This window comes from Vibrio sp. KUL80, assembly GCF_059725495.1.
Genome location: NZ_AP045842.1, coordinates 1575113 through 1597551, shown reverse-complemented (window position 1 = coordinate 1597551; position 22439 = coordinate 1575113). Strand labels below are relative to the sequence as shown.

General features: G+C 45.0%; 23 protein-coding genes and 1 riboswitch. Of the genes, 12 read left to right on the top strand and 11 right to left on the bottom strand.

Translation table 11 applies throughout. The annotated features are described in order from the left end of the window. Window positions 1-3 precede the first annotated feature (3 nt). Entirely contained in the window at window positions 4-1254 is a 1251-nt protein-coding gene (locus AC6I8U_RS23735) for a serine hydrolase domain-containing protein (RefSeq protein ID WP_498018776.1), read from the bottom strand. A 125-nt stretch (window positions 1255-1379) separates the two neighbouring features. Next, complete coding sequence (locus AC6I8U_RS23730; protein ID WP_498018775.1) at window positions 1380-2750, bottom strand: NAD-dependent succinate-semialdehyde dehydrogenase; 1371 nt, start codon at window positions 2748-2750, stop codon at window positions 1380-1382. Between the two features lie 403 nt (window positions 2751-3153). Here AC6I8U_RS23730 and AC6I8U_RS23725 point away from each other — a divergent pair, with 403 nt between their 5' ends. Further along, window positions 3154-3531 (top strand): SirB2 family protein, encoded by a 378-nt coding sequence (locus tag AC6I8U_RS23725; protein ID WP_042471150.1) that lies wholly within the window; start codon window positions 3154-3156, stop codon window positions 3529-3531. 10 nt (window positions 3532-3541) lie between these two features. Here the strand turns inward: AC6I8U_RS23725 and AC6I8U_RS23720 are convergent, their stop codons facing one another. Continuing rightward, window positions 3542-4738 (bottom strand): GGDEF domain-containing protein, encoded by a 1197-nt coding sequence (locus tag AC6I8U_RS23720; RefSeq protein WP_498018774.1) that lies wholly within the window; start codon window positions 4736-4738, stop codon window positions 3542-3544. A gap of 442 nt (window positions 4739-5180) precedes the next feature. Between AC6I8U_RS23720 and AC6I8U_RS23715 the strand changes: the two genes are divergently transcribed. Next, the gene (locus AC6I8U_RS23715; protein ID WP_498018773.1) at window positions 5181-5519 is read left to right on the top strand and encodes a helix-turn-helix domain-containing protein; all 339 of its coding nucleotides are present in this window, start codon (window positions 5181-5183) and stop codon (window positions 5517-5519) included. A 14-nt stretch (window positions 5520-5533) separates the two neighbouring features. On the opposite strand, the gene mepA is transcribed toward AC6I8U_RS23715, so the two are convergent. The 5 genes from mepA to AC6I8U_RS23690 form a co-directional block, all read right to left on the bottom strand. Beyond that, window positions 5534-6379, bottom strand: a complete 846-nt coding sequence (gene mepA / locus AC6I8U_RS23710; RefSeq protein ID WP_498018772.1) for a penicillin-insensitive murein endopeptidase — start codon at window positions 6377-6379, stop codon at window positions 5534-5536. A gap of 309 nt (window positions 6380-6688) precedes the next feature. Next, window positions 6689-7696 (bottom strand): adenosine deaminase, encoded by a 1008-nt coding sequence (locus AC6I8U_RS23705; RefSeq protein WP_498018771.1) that lies wholly within the window; start codon window positions 7694-7696, stop codon window positions 6689-6691. 120 nt (window positions 7697-7816) lie between these two features. Further along, window positions 7817-7916, bottom strand: a riboswitch (purine riboswitch). 55 nt (window positions 7917-7971) lie between these two features. Then, complete coding sequence (locus tag AC6I8U_RS23700; RefSeq protein ID WP_498018770.1) at window positions 7972-9369, bottom strand: glycoside hydrolase family 1 protein; 1398 nt, start codon at window positions 9367-9369, stop codon at window positions 7972-7974. A gap of 4 nt (window positions 9370-9373) precedes the next feature. Then, the gene (locus AC6I8U_RS23695) at window positions 9374-10282 is read right to left on the bottom strand and encodes an ROK family protein (RefSeq protein WP_498018769.1); all 909 of its coding nucleotides are present in this window, start codon (window positions 10280-10282) and stop codon (window positions 9374-9376) included. A 31-nt stretch (window positions 10283-10313) separates the two neighbouring features. Continuing rightward, window positions 10314-11210 carry an ROK family protein gene (locus AC6I8U_RS23690; RefSeq protein WP_498018768.1) on the bottom strand — a complete coding sequence of 299 codons (897 nt, stop codon included), beginning with the start codon at window positions 11208-11210 and terminating at the stop codon, window positions 10314-10316. Between the two features lie 271 nt (window positions 11211-11481). On the opposite strand from AC6I8U_RS23690, the gene AC6I8U_RS23685 reads away from it, so the two are divergent. Further along, window positions 11482-12330, top strand: a complete 849-nt coding sequence (locus AC6I8U_RS23685) for a pirin family protein (protein WP_498018767.1) — start codon at window positions 11482-11484, stop codon at window positions 12328-12330. Between the two features lie 155 nt (window positions 12331-12485). On the opposite strand, the gene ppnP is transcribed toward AC6I8U_RS23685, so the two are convergent. Continuing rightward, window positions 12486-12767 carry a pyrimidine/purine nucleoside phosphorylase gene (gene ppnP / locus AC6I8U_RS23680; protein ID WP_042471137.1) on the bottom strand — a complete coding sequence of 94 codons (282 nt, stop codon included), beginning with the start codon at window positions 12765-12767 and terminating at the stop codon, window positions 12486-12488. Window positions 12768-12895: 128 nt separating this feature from the next. Here ppnP and AC6I8U_RS23675 point away from each other — a divergent pair, with 128 nt between their 5' ends. The 6 genes from AC6I8U_RS23675 (at window position 12896) to AC6I8U_RS23650 (ending at window position 18434) form a co-directional block, all read left to right on the top strand. Then, the gene (locus tag AC6I8U_RS23675) at window positions 12896-14221 is read left to right on the top strand and encodes an ABC1 kinase family protein (protein WP_498018766.1); all 1326 of its coding nucleotides are present in this window, start codon (window positions 12896-12898) and stop codon (window positions 14219-14221) included. 110 nt (window positions 14222-14331) lie between these two features. After that, window positions 14332-14799 (top strand): DUF2850 domain-containing protein, encoded by a 468-nt coding sequence (locus tag AC6I8U_RS23670; protein WP_498018765.1) that lies wholly within the window; start codon window positions 14332-14334, stop codon window positions 14797-14799. A 153-nt stretch (window positions 14800-14952) separates the two neighbouring features. Then, window positions 14953-15249 carry a hypothetical protein gene (locus AC6I8U_RS23665; protein WP_498018764.1) on the top strand — a complete coding sequence of 99 codons (297 nt, stop codon included), beginning with the start codon at window positions 14953-14955 and terminating at the stop codon, window positions 15247-15249. 148 nt (window positions 15250-15397) lie between these two features. Then, on the top strand, window positions 15398-16144 hold the full coding sequence (locus AC6I8U_RS23660; RefSeq protein WP_498018763.1) for a phosphatase PAP2 family protein: 747 nt from the start codon (window positions 15398-15400) through the stop codon (window positions 16142-16144). A gap of 18 nt (window positions 16145-16162) precedes the next feature. Beyond that, complete coding sequence (locus tag AC6I8U_RS23655) at window positions 16163-16456, top strand: ArsR/SmtB family transcription factor (protein ID WP_042471124.1); 294 nt, start codon at window positions 16163-16165, stop codon at window positions 16454-16456. A 361-nt stretch (window positions 16457-16817) separates the two neighbouring features. Continuing rightward, on the top strand, window positions 16818-18434 hold the full coding sequence (locus AC6I8U_RS23650) for a methyl-accepting chemotaxis protein (protein WP_498018762.1): 1617 nt from the start codon (window positions 16818-16820) through the stop codon (window positions 18432-18434). Between the two features lie 66 nt (window positions 18435-18500). Here AC6I8U_RS23650 and AC6I8U_RS23645 read toward each other — a convergent pair whose 3' ends face one another. Continuing rightward, entirely contained in the window at window positions 18501-19079 is a 579-nt protein-coding gene (locus tag AC6I8U_RS23645; RefSeq protein ID WP_234497026.1) for a YceI family protein, read from the bottom strand. Between the two features lie 133 nt (window positions 19080-19212). Between AC6I8U_RS23645 and AC6I8U_RS23640 the strand changes: the two genes are divergently transcribed. Beyond that, window positions 19213-19824, top strand: coding sequence for a flavin reductase family protein (locus tag AC6I8U_RS23640; RefSeq protein ID WP_498018761.1), 612 nt, complete (start codon window positions 19213-19215; stop codon window positions 19822-19824). A 163-nt stretch (window positions 19825-19987) separates the two neighbouring features. Then, entirely contained in the window at window positions 19988-20374 is a 387-nt protein-coding gene (locus AC6I8U_RS23635) for a hypothetical protein (protein WP_394150291.1), read from the top strand. Between the two features lie 98 nt (window positions 20375-20472). On the opposite strand, the gene add is transcribed toward AC6I8U_RS23635, so the two are convergent. Then, window positions 20473-21462 carry an adenosine deaminase gene (gene add, locus AC6I8U_RS23630; RefSeq protein WP_498018760.1) on the bottom strand — a complete coding sequence of 330 codons (990 nt, stop codon included), beginning with the start codon at window positions 21460-21462 and terminating at the stop codon, window positions 20473-20475. 382 nt (window positions 21463-21844) lie between these two features. Between add and AC6I8U_RS23625 the strand changes: the two genes are divergently transcribed. Beyond that, on the top strand, window positions 21845-22417 hold the full coding sequence (locus tag AC6I8U_RS23625) for a porin family protein (RefSeq protein WP_498018759.1): 573 nt from the start codon (window positions 21845-21847) through the stop codon (window positions 22415-22417). The last annotated feature ends 22 nt before the right edge of the window (window positions 22418-22439 follow it).

Here is a 22439-nt window from a genome sequence, read left to right as displayed (position 1 = left end):
TGTTTATTTTAGCTTTTCGATAATCGCATTCACAGCGCTTACCATTTCTGCGTCACGAATATCGTCAATAGACGCTTCAGCACTAGATTGACGGACAATCACAACATTCTCCGTTGGGTCAACATAGATCCACTGACCAAAGATACCCAGTGCTGTGTATGCCTGATTCGCATTGTCTGTGTGCCAGAATTGGTTGCGATAGCTCCAGCCTGTCATGCCATGGTGGCTATAGCCGCCTTTCTCGAACGCTTCTGGTGCACCACCCGCCTGTGTTGACTGAATTGCTTTTGCTGGAAGCACTTGCTCACCGTTAAGGTTTTTACCTTGGTCGGCTAGCATTTGCCCAAACTTTGCCAAATCGCGAGCTGTTGCGTTTAAACCACCAGCGGCCAACCCAGTACCTTCTCCGTCAACGATAACAAAGGCATCACGCTCAGCACCAATTCTTGACCAAATGCGCTCAGACATAATCTGATCAAATGATTTACCCTCTGCGCTTTCAATGATCCACGCGACCACGTCTGTGTTCGCTGAAATGTAGTGAAACTCTTCACCGTGCGGACGATCACCGTCTCTCTTAAGCGATTTTAGGAACTCTCGAATGGTCTTAGGACCAACGTAACCCTCTTCCATCGGCGCAAAACCGAACGTTTTCATGTGCTGGAACACTTCTGCGTTTGGATCTTCATACGCTTCTGAGTATTTGACATTGTTGGTCATATCCATCACTTGTCCAACCGTGGCGTCACCGTAAGCTGAGCCTTTCAGCTCAGGAACAATAGTTTCAACCAAGGCATCGCGGTCTAGTTTACCTTCCGCAACCAGCGTCGCTGCTAAGATGCCTGTGAATGACTTTGTGACACTCATCATCTGATGCTTGGTGCGCTCATTCTGACCATCAAAATACTGCTCATGGACCACCTTACCGTCTTTAAGCACGATAAATGCGTCAGCACGATGATCTTTAAGCATGTCTTGTAAGTTCATCTTTTTGTCATCGTAAGTGAACTCTACATCGCCTAATGGTTTGTCGGCTTGCTCTAGTAAAATTGGAGCCATAACACCTGAGTCTATGTTTTTGGTTTTCATAAACTCTTGCATGTTTTTGTAGGTGTAACGGTTTTGGTCAGCAGCGAGAAGGTTAGATTCTGTAATGCCCATGTCTGCGCGAACTTTTCCTTCTGATGGCATTGCGCTTGCAAAGCCTGAGGTCATCAAAGTAGCGAGTGTTAATGAGATTAGCGTCTTTTTCATTGAATTACCTTTAAACATTGGAGCAGGAAGTGGAAGTAGTTTAAAGGGATGACGAAAATAGGAGTAATGAGGGGCTGTAAGTTTTACTTACAGGCACCCCCATATTAGGGGGTACCTTGCGAAAACTAAGCTACTCTAACGAGTTTCTTATTTACAAACTCATCGAGACCCAAGCGGCCAAGTTCGCGTCCAAAACCAGAGTTTTTGATGCCACCAAATGGTAAGCATGCTTCTGACATCGAGAAGGTGTTAATAAAGGATGCGCCACATTCAAGTTGGTTGGCGACCGAATGCGCTCGTTCTGAACTCTCAGAGATCACCGCAGAGCTGAGTCCATATGAGCTATCGTTGGCAAGCTGCACAGCCGCGTCATCATCGCCAACTCGATACACAACTGCAATGGGTCCAAAGAGCTCTTGGTCAAATACATCCATATCAGGTGTCACATCACATAGGATAGTCGGTTTGAGCCATGCCCCCTCTAACGCTTCAGCCTCTCCTCCCACAACCAACCTTGCCCCTTGTTTGACAGCATGATTAATTTGCTCAATCAAGACGTCTCGCTCTTGCACGCTCACCAAAGGCGCATAAGTCGTATCCGCATCCATAGGATCGCCTGCTTTTAGGCTCGCCATCACAGATGCAAACTTGTCGATGAACTCGTCATACACTTCATCCGCAACAATGAAGCGTTTCGCACTAATGCAAACTTGACCTGAATTGAACATTTTCGCGATGACAGCAAGTTCAACTGCTTTATCCACATTCGCATCGGATAAAACGATGAACGGGTCATTGCCACCGAGCTCCATCACCACTTTCTTAAGGTGCTTACCCGCCAATGCAGCGACACTTGCGCCTGCTTTCTCACTGCCCGTAAGGGAAACGCCCTTTACGCGCTTGTCTGAGATAACCAGTTCAGATTGACCCGATGAAATAAACAAATGCTGGACCAAACCTTTTGGACACCCTGCATCCTCGAATAACGCGGTGATAGCTTCGGCACATTGCGGAACATTGGATGCATGCTTAAAGACGACACTGTTGCCAACCATGATGTTTGGCGCGATGAAACGAATGACTTGATAAAACGGGAAGTTCCATGGCATGACGCCGTAAATCGTACCTAGAGGTAGATTTTGAATTTCAGCACGACCAGTGGCGACCTCATCAATCGACTCAGGCGCTAGAAATCGTTCACCATGCTCAGCGTAATAACGACAAATTTCGGCACACAAAGGGATCTCGAGAGCCACACCTTGACTATGAAGCTTACCCATTTCGGTAGTCATCAGTGTCGCATACTGCTCCGCTCGCGCCTCTAGAAAGTCAGCAACCTTAGATAAAAGCGCCGCTCTCTCACTGTGCGAGGTGCGTCGCCATCCTCTGAAAGCAACATCTGCATTCGCGATTTTTCCGATCACTTGGCGATCTTCTAAAGCATCGAAGGTTTTCTCAATGCGATTCGTGTATGGATTCAGAGTTCTAATACTCATTGTGTTTCTCCGTAGGGACTTGGGGGATAAATCTCTTCATGAGACCTTTTGGCAGGCTCTTCGATGCCTGCGTATTATTTATTGTTTGGTCAACATACACGGGGAAAACGACAAGAAACAATCATACAAATAAGCAACAATTTGAAAACAAAATGGCTATTCATATGTTTTATTGAAATTGCAGATGGGTAAAGTTAATCCACTAATATCATAGTGTTAGATAATAAATAAAAATGATAAGTCGATTACGTTGCTCATGTCCTCTGCCTGACGTCACGTTATTTACAACCAAGTTAACGGAGTAAGAAACAACGGAGTAACACTTGATTTACATCAAAGAATACCAAACGACTATTGCCTAAGGTGGCGGCTGGTAGTTGTAAACACTGTGTAAAAGAATTTTATGTACACGCTTCTCGTCAAAACCCATGTCACACTGGCATTACTCAGCTTCATCAGTTTTATCATCCGAGCCTGGTGGGGCTTTAGTCACTCAGCTTTGGTGGAAAACAAATTCGCACTCGTCATCCACCAAATCCTGACTGTGTTCATGCTTATCAGCGCAGGAACACTTTGCATAATGTTAGATCAGTTCCCATTCGTTAATGGCTGGCTTACAGAGAAGCTCAGCCTGTTTATTGTCTACGCCTTTAGCACGATGCTTTTGTTCCAGCTGACACTTAAACGACGCATTAGAGTGTTACTCATGATCGTGACATGTGGCATCTGGTTAACCATCTTTACGATCGGTAAAGCGCACACTCCACTTTTGTTCGGCTAAATAGGAGCGCTTACACCGCTGTCGACCACTGAGATTCAAGAGAGGCGGATTGAACGCAGTTACGACCCTTTTGCTTGGCGAGATACAAGGCTTCGTCTGCCCTTGCTACTAGCTCGTCCCAACTCTCATCAGCTTGAGATTCAGCGACGCCGAAACTACAACTGATGTCACTCTCTATCCCTTCAATGCCAGCGTACCTCAGTACTCGTTGACGCATTGACTCTGCCACTGACAACGCTCTATCCAGATTTTGACTCTCTAACACCACGATAAACTCGTCTCCACCATAACGGTAGATACTCTTCGACACACCAGGTGTTCGTTTAATTTGTTGAGCAACACTTCTGATGACTTGGTCACCGCTGACATGACCAAATCGGTCGTTGATCTGCTTGAAGCGGTCAATGTCCAACATAATGACGCACTGTTTTTTGGTTAGCTTTTCAGAGGTTCCTTCCAGCGAATCAGTGTGTCTGTCCAACGCTCTGCGATTACGCAAGTTTGTCAGCGGGTCAAAATAGGATAACGCATAGATCGCTTCAACTTGTCGCGCGTTAATCATCCATAGCATGCTAAAACTCAGAGCAACAATGAGAAAGATACTGGATAAAAACGCCAGCTTTTGAACAATATCTGCCTCCATAAAACTCACTATCTCTGGACCGTTCAGGGTATGTACGCCTCTAAACAGCATAAAAATACCGTAACATGTCAGCGTCGCCGTCATCATCCACACGGCGACAGGATAGTCTTTGTTCTTGCCATTTAGCACTACGACCGCAGCACCAAGCGAGACGATACCGATGGAGAACGCGCTCACCAACACTCGACTATTAATCGAGTTAAATTCGTACGTGTAGTAGAGATTGAGTCCAACGACGACCGGAACAACCCATGAAAAATAATGAGCGTACTTAGTGTCGACACCTCGAAAGCGACACATACTGTGAAAAATCATTTGAAATGAAACAGCGATCAGAGAGTTAGCCAACACGATACTGCCCCAATCAGGTAATACCCCTCGCATGCTTATGAGCAAAGGGCCGCTTCCCATAACGAGCAGTGAGAGCGCAAACACGCGAAGCCCTTTGATAGATTTTTGCGTCTGTGAAAACAGTAATAAGCCAATACAGTAAATGATACTAAACAGTATCATGACAAAATTTAGCGTTCTCATATCAAGAGAAAACGCAGCAAAAGTATCCATACTATTCCTAGTTCAACCTTTGTACTTATGTCAGCATTATATCGCTGACTTTATAATTCACGTAAAATGCTATACAAGAGGACAATAAATAGAAGCCGAGCAACTATTTTTGAGAAGCTAATCACCAAAATCCTGACTTTCTGCCACAAAATTGTATGATGATAGGAAAAAGTCGATACGTTTCTAGTTGAATAAAGTTGCCATACTATTTTGTTTCTCTTGCCTTTATTTCCTTTCGATACCTCACATAATTTCTTATCTAATGAGAAACACTTCAGAAATGGGAAATTTGAAGTTCAAAATATTGACGCCCTTTTGTCTTATACCGGACAGTAGCTTTACTTGCCTTGCAAGGTCTTGACAACAAAATCGGCAACCTGCGATGAAATACGCGCCACAAAGATGGAATGGCACAATTCCAGTTTATGCAGGGGTTAAAACGATGAACTATACACAACAAGACACAGAGGCTTTGTATCGCGTCTGGATGTCACAAAAAGCAAAAATGCATATTACTCAGATGGAAGTCGCCAAACGCCTTAATTTGAGTCAAGTCGAACTTTCAAACCGCCTTAATGGCAACACACCGCTAGACGCCACCTTTGTGGACAGATTTTGCAAGCTGCTGCATATCGATCCTCTTCATCACCTACCTTCGATGAAAAGTGTCTACACAGCAGACTCTGAACGTGTGTTTAACACTCGCCTTACCGTGGATGGCCACATCACCAACATACGTGTAGATGGCAACCAAGTGACCATCGAATACAGGCTGCAATAGCAAAGATAAGTTTATTAAGGCTCTGCGAGAAGCGCTACACACTCCTGGTACTTCGGCTTAGACACACGTTTCTTTTTAGGTTCCGTTTTCGTGACTTTGTCGACAGGCTTTTTCTTTGCGGGGATATAAGGCTTCCACGACGCTAACTCTTGCCCACACCCATCTCCTGGTGGCGGAGCATTTTGCGCGATGCATTTGCTCTCCCCGTCTGGGCAGTGCAGTCTAACGTGAAAATGATAATAGTGCCCCCACCATGGGCGCACCTTACGTAGCCAGTCCCTCTCTTTCCATGAGACCTCACACAACTGCTTTTTTATAAGTGGATGAACAAAGATACGCGCGACTCGCTCGTCATTCGCTGCCACTTGCAGCAGCAAAGAGTGGTTCGTGGTCCATTTGTCTTTCTTAAAGCGGTATTTTTCTATATCGACCACTGGATAGGGTTCAGGATTAGCGGCTTCAACGTCGCTGAGTGGCTGATTAGGTAGTCGCAGCCAAATGTCTGCATCGAGACCAGTCTGATGGCTAGCATGCCCAGAGGTAAACCTTCCACCTCGCGGCATAGAGATATCACCCACCAGCAAATATCCAATTCCTAATCGATCAACCTTGCTCGCTAACTCAGTAAGATACGCAATCATTTCTCGATGACCGTAATAACGATTGCGCTGAGAACGGATAACTTGATAACCCGCCCCATTTAATGACAAAGCCTGAGCGCCTTCAAGACAGCCATTGGCATAGCTGCCGATAGAGTTAGAGTCACCGTCACTTGGCACCGTTACTTCATCCCATGAGCGCTCCAGTCCGTATCCGCTGCTCGCTACTAATAACAGCGCCAACCAAGCAAACCTAGTCATCTTAAATCCCCTTTAAAAGGACGTTAACTAGGCTTAAGAATAGCTGTGAAGTTTCATATTTGCTTAATCGTTTTTGTGGATTAATTAGAGATGAGCACTTTTAAGACGGTATACATAAAGTGAAATGTTTCACAAATATCAGCTTACATTTACATTTTGTAACTCATTGTATTGAAGGTAGAAGCAGAACAAGCTACAAATAAATCACTCAGTTGCAACCACAGCAATTTGAGTCTACCACACTAAGTCGTCATTCCTTTTTTGAGGCTGCCACCTTTTTCGGGAATGACGACTTGACTTAATTAAGCACTAAGCTGCTGTTCGTAAATACTCTTCTACCTTATTTTTATATTCCTGCTTCAAGGCTTCATCAATAAAGCTGGCATTTATCGCATTCAGTGTAAATTGAGCGATCTCACGATGAGACATTTTATGAGCGTCACTGACAGCTAGAAAATTGTCCGTCATATAGCCGCCAAAATAGGCAGGATCATCGGAGTTAATAGTGACCGCCAATCCCTTTCGAAGTAGCTCAACAATATTGTGATCTTCCATCTTATCAAACACTTTCAGCTTGATATTAGACAGTGGACATACGGTCAGCGGCACTTGTGATTCGATTAACTCTTTCATCAGCGCATCGCTTTCAATGCAGCGTACTCCGTGATCAATTCGGCTAGTACCAAGCATCTCGATAGAATCGACAATATTTTGCGCGGGCCCTTCTTCCCCGGCATGAGCTACCGTCAAAAAGCCTTCCTGCTGCGCCATTTTAAATACACGTGCGAACTTCTCAGGTGGATGCCCTTGCTCTGAGGAATCAAGACCGACGCCAATAATTTTGTCTTTGAATGGCAGCGCCTGCTCTAAGGTAGCGATAGCCGCCTCTTCGGAAAGATGGCGTAAGAAGCACATAATTAACTGCGAGCTGATACCTAACTCACTGTGACCCTGTTGAAGTGCTCGGTCGATACCACTAATCACCACATCAAAAGGGATACCACGGTCGGTATGAGTCTGAGGGTCAAAAAAGACTTCGGTATGGATAACGTTATCTCGATGACAGCGTTCTAAATACGCCCACGTTAAATCGAAAAAATCCTGCTCAGTTTGCAGGGCGTTTGCACCTTGATAATAGATATCAAGGAAAGACTGTAAATCATCAAACTCGTACGCTTTGCGCAGCTCTTCTGGGGAAGAATATGGCAACGACAGGTTGTTACGCTGCGCCAACTTGAAGAGTAGTTCTGGCTCTAGAGAACCTTCGATATGAAGGTGTAACTCGACTTTTGGAAGACCTTGAATAAATGCGTTCATATACCACCTATTATGCTTATGAGAGCCTTAACGGCTTATGGGGCTTGCGGATGCACTTACTCTGAGTATAGGAACAGATGAAGAAAAGTTTCGAACGCCAATACAAAGAGTAAAGACAGCAATGCCATCCTAACTCTTCGTAATCAGCACTTTACGGGAACTGGTAGAGACCCCCAAACCATATCATTGGGGTTATACGAAGCTGCGAAGGACTGTATCAAATGATGAAGGTCGTTGACAACCTACAGCCCCTCGCTTTGAACTAAAAACTGAAATTAGTCTTCGAATGACCCTGTAGTGGCAAGCTCTTTGAACCAAACACCGTGCTTCTTAGGAATTCGGTTGCCTGTCTCTAGATCTAAGCGGAAGAAACCATAACGACGCTTAAATGAGTTCAGCCAAGACCAGTTATCGATAAAGGTCCACTGGTGAACACCAAAGCAGTTTGAGCCCTCTTCAATCGCCTTATGAAGCTGTACAAGGTGCTCTTTCATCAAGCCTGTGCGGAATGAATCGTCAATCAGACCATCAGGACCAGGCTGACCTTCAGACTCAAGATCCATCGCAATACCGATTTCAGCTAGATACCAAGGAATGTTGCCGTAGTTATCTTGAACATTTTTAGCGATATCGTAGATAGCGGTTGGCAAAATTTCGTTATTGTCACGATATGGGTTGAATCGACCCTCTGGGTTTACGTAATTCTCGAAGTAAACTTCTGGCGTAAAGTAGTCTAGTTCATACTCAGCTTCGCGCGCTTTAACGCGGCGCGGAACGTAGTAGTTCACGCCCAAGAAATCGACCTTCGCAGTCGTGATGGCTGTGATTTCTTCGGACGTAGTCTCTGGCGTCACGCCCTGCTCAGCCAACACATCACATAGCTCTTGAGGGATCTCATTCTTAACCATTGGGTCAAGGAAGCTACGGTTGAACAGAAGATCTGCATACCATGCTGCTTTTTTGTCTTCTTCACTGTCGTTTCTCGTGTACGATGGCGTTAGGTTAAGTACCACACCAATTTGCGAGTTTTTTAGCTCTAGAGCATTGAAACGGTGTACTGCCTTAGCGTGAGCAAGCATGATGTTGAACGCGACCTGAACGGCGAGTTTGCCATCTTTCTTGCATGGGTAATGGAAGTCGTACAAATAGCCGCCTTCTACTGGCACGATTGGCTCGTTGAACGTAATCCAATGCTTCACCTTGTTACCGAAAAGCTTAAACGCGGTCTCTGCGTAGTCAGCAAATAGGTCGACGACTTCCTTTGACTCAAAGCCGCCAAACTTCTCTTGAAGCTCTGCTGGCATATCAAAGTGGTAAAGGTTCATCATTGGCTCAATGCCGTTTGCGATCATCTCGTCAATGTAGTTGTTGTAGAACTCAACCGCGTCTTGGCAAACCTCGCCCGTTTCGTAGTCTTTGATGAGTCGAGACCACTGAATAGAGGTACGGAACGAGTTGAAACCAACCTTTTTCATGTCCTGCACATCTTCTTTGTAACGGTGATACGTATCCGTTACCGTTTGAGAGCCGATGCCACGATAAAAACGCTCTGGACTTTGCTGATGCCAAAGATCCCAAATAGAATCGTTAGCTTTGTTTGTAGTGCCTTCCGTTTGAATGCCAGACGCAGCCGCGCCCCACAAAAAATTTTGCGGAAAAGTGTATGTCGTCATCTTACTAACCTTGTCTATTCAAAAAATGTTTCAAAGCGCCAATCAGGTTGGCGTCGTTACCAAATTGTGTGAGTGCAGGAACTGGGCGTATTCGAGCAATCGGAATACTTGATTGCAGCTCATCCAGTTTGCGATTGATATTGTCAATTAATCGAGGGCTGCGACTAACCGCCCCTCCAAGAAGAATGCGTTTTGGATCCAAAGAGTACTGAACATTAAAGAGGATGGTGGCAAGGTCGCGATACCATTGCTCGACCATAGGCACCACATCGCTGTCACCCTGCTCGTAGAGCGAAAAGACTTGGATACCATCAACTTCTTCGACTTTTTGGTTCTTCGCCTTCGCAACGTTTTCGACGAGCGCACGAGTTGACGCAGCATTTGAATAAGTGAGAGGCTCGCCATCTTCAAAACGAAGGACACAGTAGCCAAACTCACCGGCATGCAAATGCGTACCCTTGATGACCTCGCCGTCACGTACAATCGCGCCGCCGATGCCAGAGCCCAAAACCAGTAAGCAAAATTCGTCATCGTCTTGCCCAGCTCCGAGCCAATCTTCAGCTAGTGCAGCGCAGCAGCCGTCGTTTTCTAGCTCAACCGGCAAGTCGAATCGTGCTTGATAAAGAGAACGAACATCGATGTCATGAATATAAGGTAGAGCACTTGCCCCCTCTATCACTCCAGAATCCACATTCACTGCCCCGCAAGTACTGATTGCGATACCTTTTAGTGCAAATCGTGCCGCAAGCTCATCGAACTTGGGCGCAAGGGTGTCGAGCCATTGCTCATAGCTTGCTGCTTTGCTGGGTAGCGAAAACCTGTCATGGATCTGTGCATCTCTCGACATGACCGCACCTTTCACCGATGAGCCACCAAAATCCAGAACTAAGAAGAAGTCGTCTTTTTGCATCATAGTCGTTATTACGTAATCGTTAATCATCTACTTAAAGTGTGTGCAAAAAGGCGGCACCACGGACGCCAGATGAATCACCGTGCACGCTTTTTACAACCTGAGTCGTCACCGATTTTGTGAAGGTATATTGCGAGAGCTTTTGTTGAACCAAAGGGTAAACCTCGTCCACGTTTGACATCCCACCACCGAGCACAATCACTTCAGGGTCAACAAAGTTAACGATAGCGCCCAAGGTTCTCGCAAGTTGATCGCAGTACAAGTCTAAGTGGTCGACGGCACGAGCATCGCCTTTGTGATAGAGCGCCATAATCTCTCTCGAATCCGCAGGTTCATACTTCTCTGTGAAAGTACGCGCAAAGCCCGTGCCTGAGACAAATGACTCTGCGCAGTTCATCGACCCGCAATAACACTCGGTTGGCTTACCATCGACGTCCGGATTAAAATTAGGCAATGGGTTATGTCCCAGCTCGCCACCAAGCTTGTTGAGACCAGTCACCAATCCATTGTTAATCACCACCCCAGCACCACAGCCGGTACCGATGATGACCGCAACGCAAGAGTTGGTGGCACGTTTAGCGGCACCATCTTTATACTCTGACAGCGCCAAGCAATCTGCATCGTTAGCGATAGCAACCGGTACATCGATCTGCTTTTGAATATCACCAATAAAGTCCTGACCATTTAGCACGGTTACATTGGCACCCTGCATCAAACCATCATTACCGACAGATCCACAACATCCTATGCCGATGGATTCGATATCGCCATGTTGACTCACAGCCTCAATAACCGACATGACACCATTCAGAAAATCTGAGTAACTGTTCTTTGCCGTAGGCTCACGATGAACAACCAAGGTTTCGTAGCTGTTGGCATCGAGCCCGACGCCTTCTATTTTTGTGCCACCGATATCTAATCCTACTATCATGTTCTGCTCTCTTGGTTTGTCTGTTCGCCAATCATTGAAAATGGATCCGCCAACATGTCGTTGGGTTAACTCTAATAGACCAAACTTTCTCTCACTTCTAAAGGATGAGACTCTCAAAATCTCGCATCAGTCACAAAACTATATAGTTTTAGTTTAAAACAAATGCAGTTATTAAGTTCAAACCTTTCGAACGTCTCTTTCACATTTGCCCTCTGCTCTTTCTTTCGCTAGAGACCTATAGTCTGAATATCGGATAACAAGGAGGTCTAGCATGACTTCATATAGAACCATTCAACAAATCATTCCATCTCATGCCACATCAGATGGTGATGGCGTCAAAATTCGTCGAGTCCATGGATTTGATAACCGAGCGTTTTCGCCTTTCTTAATGATTGATGAGCTCAAATCTGACGATAAAAAAGATTACGTTGGAGGGTTTCCTCCACACCCTCATCGAGGCATCGAGACACTGACCTACATGATGCAGGGACACTTCCAGCATCGCGACCACATGGGTAACGTCGGAGAACTGCGTTCAGGCGGTGCACAGTGGATGGCAGCGGGTCGCGGTGTTATACACAGCGAAATGCCAATTATGGACGATGGTGATCTGCACGGGTTCCAAATTTGGATCAATCAGCCAGCGCGCGACAAGATGAAACCTGCGCAATATCATGACTTCCAGCCAGAAACCATTACTGAACTGGAAAGCAAAGGGCTCGGCTTGGTACGCCTACTCTCCGGCGCACTGACCGTCAATGAGCAAGTGTTATCTGGACCACTAACCAAAACAGGTGTGCCAGCAACCGTAGCAGATTGGCGTGCGTCATCTGGAGATGAAATTCAAATTGGAACACCTGAACAGCATAACGCCATGGTGTATGTTTACCGAGGTGAAGTCTCAATAGATGAGAAAATTTTACGAACTGGTGAGCTTGCACTAGTCTCAAAAGGAGAGGCAATGGTAATTAAAGCTAACGAGAATGCCGGGGTGCTGATTTTCTTAGGAGAGCCAATCGATGAGCCTGTGGTGCATTATGGTCCGTTCGTCATGAATAGTGCTGAAGAAATACAGCAAGCGATCAATGACTACAACCGAGGTGAGTTTGAACGCTATTAACCGTTCTGCTCCAAGATAAGAATTAGATTTGACACTACTATCCACTGCCTTGTGTCACGCATCGACCTTCTCAGTCGATGCGTTCTTTTTTATGCAAGCAGAGACTTTTATTGGCTTAAAGTCCCGCCGCCGCGATGTTTTACATTGTAAACTACTTACAAATACTCACACAGATAAGCCGTCGCTTCTTCAACTTTCAAGTCAAAGCTAGAGTCACCTTCAACATCGAAAGCTTGACCGGAGGTATAGGTTTTCCACTCTTGAGTATTCGCTAGACGCACAATCAGCGCTCCCTTTACGACTGTCATTTTTTCTGGTGCAGCAGTACCGAAGGTATACTCACCCGGTGCCATTACACCCACACTGCTATCTCCATCAGCTTGAGTGAAACCCAGTGACTTAACACCGCCTTCGAAGTATGTGTTCTCTTTGATCATCTTGACTTCCTTGTAAATTACTTATGGCAAAACATCGTTTTACCTCACAAACTTATGTAAAACAAGTTATTGATCAATTGCTAGTCTCTATTGGTATAAATAACCAATATCTATTTTTGAGAACACCTATGTCGAACCAAGAAAGTAAAGTGCCTACAAATCGGTTATCACGTTTTGGCAAACTCGCCTCGCTAGCCACTAGAGTCACCGGTTCCATGGTGACCGAAGGAGCAAAACAATTTGCTCAAGGCAAGCGACCCAAAGCACGTGAACTGTTACTAACGCCAAGCAACGTGAAAAGAGTCGCAGACCAACTAGCACACTTGCGAGGCGCCGCCATGAAGGTGGGACAGCTCATGTCGATGGATGCCGGTGATCTCATCAGCCCAGAGCTAGCTGACATCCTTGCACGACTTCGCTCTGACGCCTCACCTATGCCAGCCAGCCAACTCTCCGCGGTTTTGTCGCAAGAGCTAGGCACTGATTGGAAGCAGAATTTTATCGAGTTTAACTTTAAGCCGATCGCCAGTGCTTCGATCGGACAGGTTCATCAAGCACACGCTGATGATGGCACCAAGCTCGCCATCAAAGTTCAGTATCCCGGCATCAAACAAAGTATTGATAGTGATGTTGATAACGTCGGAACCCTGTTGAGCGTGGTAGGTTTGATACCCAAAGACGTAGATTACAAAGGACTTCTCGAAGAAGCGAAGAAACAGCTCCATGCTGAAGCAGACTACCTGCTCGAAGCCCAATTACTAGGACGGTTTAGAAAGTATCTTAGCTCATCGCCTCAGTTTGTTTTACCTGACGTAAGGGCGGAGCTAACGACCGATAGTGTTCTTGCTATGACCTACGTGAGCGGTGTACCTATTGAGTCACTCGTTGAACATGATCAAGAAACCCGCGACCTGGTAATCACACTGCTTCTAGAGCTACTTTTCAAAGAAATTTTTGACTTTAAACTGGTTCAAACCGATCCAAACTTTGCAAATTTCTTGTTCGATGAGCAGCAGCGAAAAGTGGTGTTACTCGATTTCGGAGCTACTCGAAATTACGACGACAGAATAAGCGATGGCTATCGCATGGCATTCACTGCGATGCTTGAAGATGATGACCAGGGGCTTTACAAAGCACTTCAGCAGATAGGCTTCTTCACTAACGACATTCTGCCAGAGCAAAGGGATGCGGTAATTAACCTAGTAAAACTCGCTGGAGAACCGCTTAAGCATCAAGGAATTTATGATTTTGGCACCAGCAACCTTGCCCAGCGAATCAGTGAAGCTGGTACTGTACTGAGCATGGAGCAAGATTATTGGCACACACCACCTGCCGATGCACTCTTCTTACACAGAAAGATCGGTGGATTATATCTACTGGCAGCCCGCCTTAAGGCAAAAGTCGATGTAAATCGTCTGTTTGTTCCTTTTAGGTTGATGGAAGTCCAAAAATAACAAAGTATTACAATCGCTCGCTTTCATTGACTATCTAGAAAAAGATAATGTTAAAGAAAGGTGAAAACTCGCCGATAATTCTTACAGAACGAAAAAGGAAGATCGCAGCGATGACAAAAATCAGGCATAAATCAGGGGCAAACCGAGACACCTACATGCTGGCAATCATCATGTCTGTCGTCGTCGTGCTCGCTGTCGCCCTTGGCTTCGCCTTTTATACCAGTCATCTGAACCACATTTCCCCAAAACGCGTCTATGGTAATTGGATAGAGATTGGTGCTCCGAAGCAAAGCACTGAAATCCTAACGTTTTCCGATGCTGGCGCTATGCGAAATCACAAACTCGTCACCACCTCGTTTCAATTTGATGGTCGAGTAGTCCGCCTTGAAACAGGCAGTGGCCAATGGGTGTATGAACGTGTTGGAACACCTCGCTCTCCTCAGTTACGCCGCATTCGCCCAGCGCTTCCTCCACAACGATTTATCTTAGAGGGCTACGAAGATACGGTTCCTATGGATGGCTATAATCCGGCGCAAAACCGCCGTTCTGCTCTTAGAGAGCACTTCTCAACCAAATAGCTCTACCCTGTTTTGCTGTGCACTGGGGTGCAAAATATGTATCCCGTAGTCACTTTTCTTGATGCTTATCAAGCTTCAATTTAAATTCACATATCGATCATCATTTGTTTCCTAAACTCTTAGTGAGCTCTTTAATTCCCTAAGGAGAGGACAATGATCAAAACACATCGCAACTTTACCCTTCATGGCACACCCATGCATCATGCCCATGTTCATATCAATCCTATAGGCGAGCTAGATATCGACATTGTTGAATCACATGAACATCATCATACGGAGTTCTCATCTCTGTCTTTCAAACGCTCGAAACAATCTACCCTATTGCAAGGCGTGGACATTGACCAAAAACAGTCATGGCAGTTGACGCTTGATAACAAAGACGCTGAAGAGCTAACCACGATTATCCAACGTGCGAATGAAGACTTTGAAGAGCTAATGCGAGATCTCTAAAAAACGGCAATAGATTCACTTCCTTACCTGACCTCTAAAAGGATTTAGCTATACGCTAAGTCCTTTTTAATTATGACATTTCCATGAACTATCGATAGACTGAATTCATTACCATACCGCTAAACAATCTATGACTAAAGTTGCCTCGATGTCTCCAATTAAAATCAACGCTTTACAATTTTTCACCCGAGAGAAATTCTTTGGCATCACCTGCCTCGCAATCGTCGCTTCACTTATCTTTGTCGCGTCTCTAGCGATCTACCCCTTTCAACTCACCACCCCGGTTAGCCAGATCCTAGGCTTTATCATGCAGTGCCTGTCCTACTCAGCGGGTCACCAAGGATTTTTAATCACGTTAGGCATATTGGGGTTAACATTAATCTGGGTAACAAGAGGAACCAAGCATCGCACAATCTTGATTGGTCAAATTGCGATTCTTCTTGTTTTAAGCTTCACAACCAAGACATTTCTTAAGCAGTGGACTGAAAGCCCTAGACCTTACACCGACGTCTTTGTTGAAGAGACAATTATCGACGTACAAGCCGACTTTTATGCGCTCACGACCGATGAGAAGAATGAGGTCATCTCGATGGTTACCGATACCGTGAGTGAATGGCGGACAAAGCACTGGGTTGGAGAGACCGATTATTCCTTCCCCTCTGGGCATACGATCTTTGTTGCTATTTGCGTACTTTTCTTTGCCGGTATATTCGCAAGCCATCAACACAAACTGCTCGCTTCACTTGTTTGTATTTGGGCGGTAGGGGTTGCAATAAGCAGGCTCTGGCTTGGTATGCATAGACCAGAAGATTTGTTCGGTTCGCTACTCTTCGGGCTCATCCTTTATTTGATTGTCCCTAGCGCCAACTCCAAATTTCCATTATCATCGAAATAGAGAAATTGGAGAACACATATGCAAATCGAAGTCGCAGCAAAGGCGTTGAAAGAACTGGGTCATGTTACGCGCCTTGCCATCTACCGTCAGGTTGTTAAGGCCGGACACAAGGGTATTCCTGTAGGTGAAATACAAGAACGGCTAGACATTCCGGGATCGACACTGTCTCATCATATTTCTAGCCTAGCCTCCGCTAATCTCATCGAACAGAGACGAGAAGGTCGCACCCTGTTTTGTGTTGCCAAGTACGAGCACCTTGACGGTGTTATTCACTTCTTGCAAGACGAGTGTTGCATTGACGAAACGTGTTAACCCCTATTTTCACTACCATTAATAGCAGATAATAATAATTCTCACCCAGTGGGAATTATTATTCCAACAATAATCCTAAGCCCTCCTTTCCTAATAATCATATTCCGCTTGAATAAATAATAACCTTACAAAACCAGAAGATATTTTTTTTCATTGTAATTACAGTACAACATGTTCCTACTCAGACTTGCACAATATTCTATACAGTTCAAAAATAAACCAATCAACAAATAACCTTTATCAATAAGTACTAATTTTATTAATAATAAGTGATACTATTCTTTAGTGCTAAACATCTAGAAACATTCATTAGCATTAGAAATGGAATTTACTGCATTCATAAGGTTAAGAGGAAATTTTTGTGAAACTGAACAATCTGTCGATTAGAGCGAAACTGCAAGCTCTCGTCGGCTTTGCCGTACTTATTCTCGTCTCACTCGGTACGTTTAATCTCATCATTCAAAAAGAATCAAGCTATGAGCAACGTAAAGACCGCGTTCGCTCTAATGTTGAAATCGCATACGCACTGGCCAACCATTACAAGACGTTAAGCAAGTCTATTGGCGAAAAACAAGCTAAAGAAGCGGCTGCCGAAGCAATAGAAGATCTTCGCTATGATGGTAATAATTACTTCTTTATTGCCACATCTGATGAAAATATCTTCATGCATCCAACCAATCCAAAATTAAATGGAACGAACGCAGGTAACCTGACTGACTCTAGAGGCAATTATTTCTGGCAAGAAATGAGTCGAATAGCAACCACACAAGGTAAAGGGTTTCTGACTTATTATTGGATAGGTAACGATGGTAATGAATCTGAAAAGATTTCTTTTGTCGCTTATATACCAGAATGGGACTGGATAATTGGTTCTGGTGTTCAAACGGCGGATATCGATAAAGCATTCCAAAGTCAGTTAATCAAAGAACTCATCGTTGATGCAATTGCCGCTCTAGCACTCATTATTATTTGCTTAATCATCTCGCGAAACATCGTCAAACCTATTGAAGCGCTAGTACAAAGAGTACATAAGGTAGCGGATGGCGATCTCACGGTAGAGATGTCTAGTGATAGAAAAGACGAACTTGGGTATCTTAGTAATGAGCTAGCCAGAATGATGGCGACGCTGAAAGAGACGATTTCTGCTGCAAAGGCGTCCGCGGACTACTCAAGCCAACTGTCGAGCAGCATTGCCGCTTCCAGTGAGGAAACATCCACCAACATCGACTCGCAAAGTCAGCAGCTTGAGCAGTTAGCAACAGCGATGAGTGAGATGTCTTCAACGATCCAAGATATCGCTGGTAACTCAGAGCGTACTTCATCAACAACTGAACAAAGCAAAGATTTTGCCGCTCAAGGCAGTCGTAGCATGGGTTACACACTCACAAACATTTCAGGCATTTCCGAAGATATCTCGAGTACCCACGAGTTAATGGAAGCTCTTAAACAAGGTGTAAATGACATTAGCTCAGTTGTGAACGTGATTCATGAAGTCTCTGAACAAACCAACCTCCTAGCACTCAATGCCGCCATTGAGGCTGCTCGAGCTGGCGAACAAGGTCGTGGTTTCGCAGTGGTTGCCGATGAGGTTCGTAATTTGGCAAGTCGTACTCAAGAGTCTACCGCACAAGTGCAAACCACTATCGATAAGTTGAACGAACGCACAGATAGCGTGCTCGCAGTAATGTCATCGAATCAGACAAAGGTCACCGAAAGTGTTGAACTCGCTTCACAAACTCAAGAGAAGCTTGATACTGCCGTAGACAAGCTCAACGATACCTACGACATGGTCACGCAAATCGCTGCCGCAGCTGAGCAGCAAGGCACTGTCGCTAATGACGTAAACGAAAACGTCAGCATTGTGCATTTATCTATCAGTGAAATTAGACAAGCCAGCCAGAGCCTCGCTCAGCAATCTCAAGCCATGGCAGAGTCCTCTGCTGAGCTTACGCAAAAACTCGCTTACTTTCGTATATAGAGACCAATAAAAAACGCTCCGCAGTTTAGCGGAGCGTTTCTTTTCGTACCTGATTATGTCATTGAGTTACTTCTGATTGTAAACCAGCACAAAGGTAAGTGGGACACTCGTTGCGATTGAGGGTAACCCTGCCACTTCTCTTAGTTTCTCGATACCCACATCAAGCCCAAAGTCAGCAGCCTGAATAATCATAGGATCGGTCGAGACAATCACGACTTTATCTTCACTCATCTTCATCACGGTTAACTTGGTCGGGTAGGTCTTCTGCTTCCCATGCAGGTCAACGGTAACGTCATTAACAATACTGTAGATCCCGCCAATATCACTATTATCCAACTCGCTCATATCCACGACGGTGCTTACCGTTGCTTTGGCAAAATCGGCGACATTGAAAAGCATGGTTTGCATTCGCTCATTTCGGATCGGGATATTGGTTTCTACGCTGGCAAGATCTATCACTAGTGTCGCTTTTCCGTCATCACTGATCGTGCCGGTCATTCCTTCAAAGTGATGTATTTCGCTCACGCTATTGCTCTTAGTCGACACGAATTTTAACGTCGAGTTGTTGCTGTCTAGCATCCACTCTGCATGCGACGAAAATACGAATGCCATTGTCACTATAAATGTGGTTAATCGGACTATCATTGTGCTGCTTCCTCATGGCTGACTGACTCTATAGGTGTAGACCACGGATTTAATAATCTCCACACTGAACAGGTAATATGCTACTGTTTTTACATTCGCAATCAGTCGCTTAATAATAACAATTGGAGTCAGCATGAATCTCAACCTTGACGACCTCAGCCCGAATGCCATCTATCATCTAATGACACAAACCGTGGTTCCACGCCCCATCGCTTGGGTACTAAGCGAATCCTCGTCAGAGAATTTTAACTTAGCGCCATTTTCCTATTTCGCCCCTATCTCCAGTAATCCACCACTACTGATGATCTCGATCGGTAAAAAGCCAGATGGAACCTTAAAAGACAGTGCAGTCAATGCGATAAAAAACAAACAACTCGTCATTCATATCGCTTCAACTCAAAGCGCTGAGATCATGACTCAAACCTCTGCCACTCTTGCTCACGGTCAATCTGAAGTCCAAGCAAGCGACATTGAGCTGACGGCTTTCGATGGCTTTGAGCTACCTCGAGTAGCTCAGTGTCCAATTGCTTTTGGCTGTTCATTACATGATGTCATTGAAATGGGCAACACGCCCCAGCATCTGATCATTGCCAAAATTGAGCAGGTTTACATAGATGACACCGTCGTTGAACAGAACCAGGAGCGACTGATCATAGATGCACTTAAAGTCGACCCACTTTCTCGACTTGGTGGTAATGATTACGCGACTCTAGAAAAAACCATTACGGTGAAACGTCCAACCTAGCGCGTCAACTGTTAGCAGTTGTTTCTGTTTGGTCTCCCTAGTGTCAGCGATGGCGAGAGACTATCCAAACGTGTGAGACATTCGTCAAACCAATAACTCGCTAACACTATTTTTGCATTGGTCTTTTATGGTTGCCGCCTACGAAATAGCAGTGGTAGCAAACATGAAAAACATAATACTGATGGCATTGGCGCTGTGCTTGGGCTTTAGCTCAGTTGCCAAGGCAGATACCGGGGTTGGTCTTTTTGTTGGAGACCCGTATTGGGGTTTGGACTTCAAGCACAATGATCTGCGCTTCAACGTCAGCCTCGACGACCGTATGGGCTTTGGCGTCAACAAAACCTTCGGTATTCAAGATACACCAATCTACCTTTTTGTCGGCGGTCACTATGTCGATAGAAACAGTCGCTATATTGCGGTGACGCCAGGGATCGGTGCCGAATTTCGCGTGAAACCTGTTGGATTTTACGTAGATGTCACTCCGGCAATTTATCTTGATGAGTTTGAAATTGAGCTAGAGGCAAGAGCTGGCTTTAGAGTATATTTCTAGGAAAGCAGGCTAGAGGCCGTACATACCAGATAAAAAAAGACCCAGTCGTATTCAAACTGGGTCTTTTTTGGTTCTGGTAACAGTAGATTAGTTTTCTGTTAATTCGCTAGAAGCTGTGATTTCGTCGCTTCATCCGTAAATGCTGCCTTCACACTGTTACGATAGATGTGCATGTAATCGTCTTCGCTCAAGTTGAACTGTTCCATCACTTTTTGTACTTCTTTTGTCATGGTGGTGTTGGAAACCGTTCTGTTGTCCGTGTTAATCGTTACAGGGATACCGCGCTGTCTAAAGTCTTCAATTGGATGAACATCCATACTCTCTACCGCTTTGGTCTGAACGTTACTACTTGGGCACGTTTCTAGCGCTACTTGTTTGTCGTGGACGAGATCAAATGCTGCTTGATGAGTCGCGATATGGATACCATGGCCTACTCGCTCTGCACCCAGCATAGTAATCGCGTCATACACGTTCTGACCTTCACCCTGTTCACCAGCATGAATGGTCACATTGAGACCTTTTTCTTTTGCATATTTTGCGAATGGGATGAACTTTTCGCAGAAGCCTAACTCTTCACCACCAGCAAGATCAAAAGCCGCCACACCTTTGCCCACATATTGCGAACCAACATCAATGACATCATTAATTTCATCCGTTGGCATATGACGCAGTAGAGACAGGATAATGTTGCCTTTAATGCCGTGAGCTTGTTCCGCACGCTTCATACCAGCAACAACAGAACCGATAATCTCTTCTACATTTAGCCCTTGCTCTCGATGTAACAGAGGACCAAATCGTACTTCCATATACGTTACGTTTTCTAGAGCGGCATCTTCATATACCTCAAAGGCGATACGCTCGAGTGCCTCTTTTGTCTGCATTACAGACAGTGGCAGGTCAAAACGTTTTAGGTATTCAATCAGGTTTGGACAGGTTTCTGGGGCAATCATCATGTCACGGATGACTTCCACATCTGTACTAGGCAATTCGATGTTCTGTAGCTCCGCCAACTCGATAATAGTCTCAGGGCGAACACTTCCATCTAAGTGGCAGTGTAGGTCGATTTTTGGCAGTTGTTTATAATTCATCGTTACCTCTTTTTGGGATAATTGATAAGCCTCAGAATTTCCGTATGTTTATTCCGACTCCGTGCAGATAGGCCAACGAGCTCGTGTCTTCGTCAAATCCAACATACATGAGCGGATTTACCGAACTCAAGGGAATAACCCGCATTTATACTGATAAACTTAATACAAAACCACCCTATCTACCCAATATAGTGTGACTTTGTTCACTTTTATTTGAGTAAACGTTTGCGTATTCGTTTGTAATTTTGTGGCTTTACTCACAAACAGTTCTAGGACACTTCCACCACATTTCCAGACATTTCTTGCACAGACCCAAAAACGAGAATTGCTTACATTACGCCCCGAAATCAAACACTCTTATAAATACGAAATGGGTAACAGAATGAAAAAGACAGTGGCAATCGCGATCTCAGCTTTGATGGCAACTAGTGCATGGGCAAACTCAGTAGAACCAGGCTTCTACTTGGGTGGTGGTTTTGGTCTTACTGAGAGTAAGCTAGAGAACCAGGACATGTCAGCGTTCCCAACACTAGATGGTTCGCGTTCTCTACGTGTATACGGTGGTTACCAGTTCAACCGTATCGTTTCTCTAGAAGGTGGTTACACTAACTATGGTGACCTTTCGCACGCAATGCTTCAAGGTGCTAAGGTTACGCCAAGTGCTTTCTCTGTGGCAGCTAACTTAGGTTACAGCTTTGACAATGGTCTACGCCCATTTGCTACTCTTGGTCTATCTCACGTAAACGTTGATCTTAAAGCAAATGGTCAATCAGAAAGCGATTCAGCATCTGGTTTCCGTTACGGCTTGGGCCTAGAGTACGCGCCACAAATGATTGATGGTCTTGCAGTACGTGTTGCTTATGAAGCAGATGCATTCAAAGTAGACATGGGTAGCTCAAGCACAGACACATTCTCAGTAGGTTCTCTATACCTAGGTGCGTCTTACAAGTTCTAATGTAGAGCAACTTAAGAAACAG

Bases quoted from the DNA above. Each gene is read 5' to 3' on its own strand.
- AC6I8U_RS23735 (WP_498018776.1), bottom strand. From the start codon at position 1,254: ATGAAAAAGACGCTAATCTCATTAACACTCGCTACTTTGATGACCTCA.
- AC6I8U_RS23730 (WP_498018775.1), bottom strand. From the start codon at position 2,750: ATGAGTATTAGAACTCTGAATCCATACACGAATCGCATTGAGAAAACC.
- AC6I8U_RS23725 (WP_042471150.1), top strand. From the start codon at position 3,154: ATGTACACGCTTCTCGTCAAAACCCATGTCACACTGGCATTACTCAGC.
- AC6I8U_RS23720 (WP_498018774.1), bottom strand. From the start codon at position 4,738: ATGGATACTTTTGCTGCGTTTTCTCTTGATATGAGAACGCTAAATTTT.
- AC6I8U_RS23715 (WP_498018773.1), top strand. From the start codon at position 5,181: ATGAACTATACACAACAAGACACAGAGGCTTTGTATCGCGTCTGGATG.
- mepA (WP_498018772.1), bottom strand. From the start codon at position 6,379: ATGACTAGGTTTGCTTGGTTGGCGCTGTTATTAGTAGCGAGCAGCGGA.
- AC6I8U_RS23705 (WP_498018771.1), bottom strand. From the start codon at position 7,696: ATGAACGCATTTATTCAAGGTCTTCCAAAAGTCGAGTTACACCTTCAT.
- AC6I8U_RS23700 (WP_498018770.1), bottom strand. From the start codon at position 9,369: ATGACGACATACACTTTTCCGCAAAATTTTTTGTGGGGCGCGGCTGCG.
- AC6I8U_RS23695 (WP_498018769.1), bottom strand. From the start codon at position 10,282: ATGATGCAAAAAGACGACTTCTTCTTAGTTCTGGATTTTGGTGGCTCA.
- AC6I8U_RS23690 (WP_498018768.1), bottom strand. From the start codon at position 11,210: ATGATAGTAGGATTAGATATCGGTGGCACAAAAATAGAAGGCGTCGGG.
- AC6I8U_RS23685 (WP_498018767.1), top strand. From the start codon at position 11,482: ATGACTTCATATAGAACCATTCAACAAATCATTCCATCTCATGCCACA.
- ppnP (WP_042471137.1), bottom strand. From the start codon at position 12,767: ATGATCAAAGAGAACACATACTTCGAAGGCGGTGTTAAGTCACTGGGT.
- AC6I8U_RS23675 (WP_498018766.1), top strand. From the start codon at position 12,896: ATGTCGAACCAAGAAAGTAAAGTGCCTACAAATCGGTTATCACGTTTT.
- AC6I8U_RS23670 (WP_498018765.1), top strand. From the start codon at position 14,332: ATGACAAAAATCAGGCATAAATCAGGGGCAAACCGAGACACCTACATG.
- AC6I8U_RS23665 (WP_498018764.1), top strand. From the start codon at position 14,953: ATGATCAAAACACATCGCAACTTTACCCTTCATGGCACACCCATGCAT.
- AC6I8U_RS23660 (WP_498018763.1), top strand. From the start codon at position 15,398: ATGTCTCCAATTAAAATCAACGCTTTACAATTTTTCACCCGAGAGAAA.
- AC6I8U_RS23655 (WP_042471124.1), top strand. From the start codon at position 16,163: ATGCAAATCGAAGTCGCAGCAAAGGCGTTGAAAGAACTGGGTCATGTT.
- AC6I8U_RS23645 (WP_234497026.1), bottom strand. From the start codon at position 19,079: ATGATAGTCCGATTAACCACATTTATAGTGACAATGGCATTCGTATTT.
- AC6I8U_RS23640 (WP_498018761.1), top strand. From the start codon at position 19,213: ATGAATCTCAACCTTGACGACCTCAGCCCGAATGCCATCTATCATCTA.
- AC6I8U_RS23635 (WP_394150291.1), top strand. From the start codon at position 19,988: ATGAAAAACATAATACTGATGGCATTGGCGCTGTGCTTGGGCTTTAGC.
- add (WP_498018760.1), bottom strand. From the start codon at position 21,462: ATGAATTATAAACAACTGCCAAAAATCGACCTACACTGCCACTTAGAT.
- AC6I8U_RS23625 (WP_498018759.1), top strand. From the start codon at position 21,845: ATGAAAAAGACAGTGGCAATCGCGATCTCAGCTTTGATGGCAACTAGT.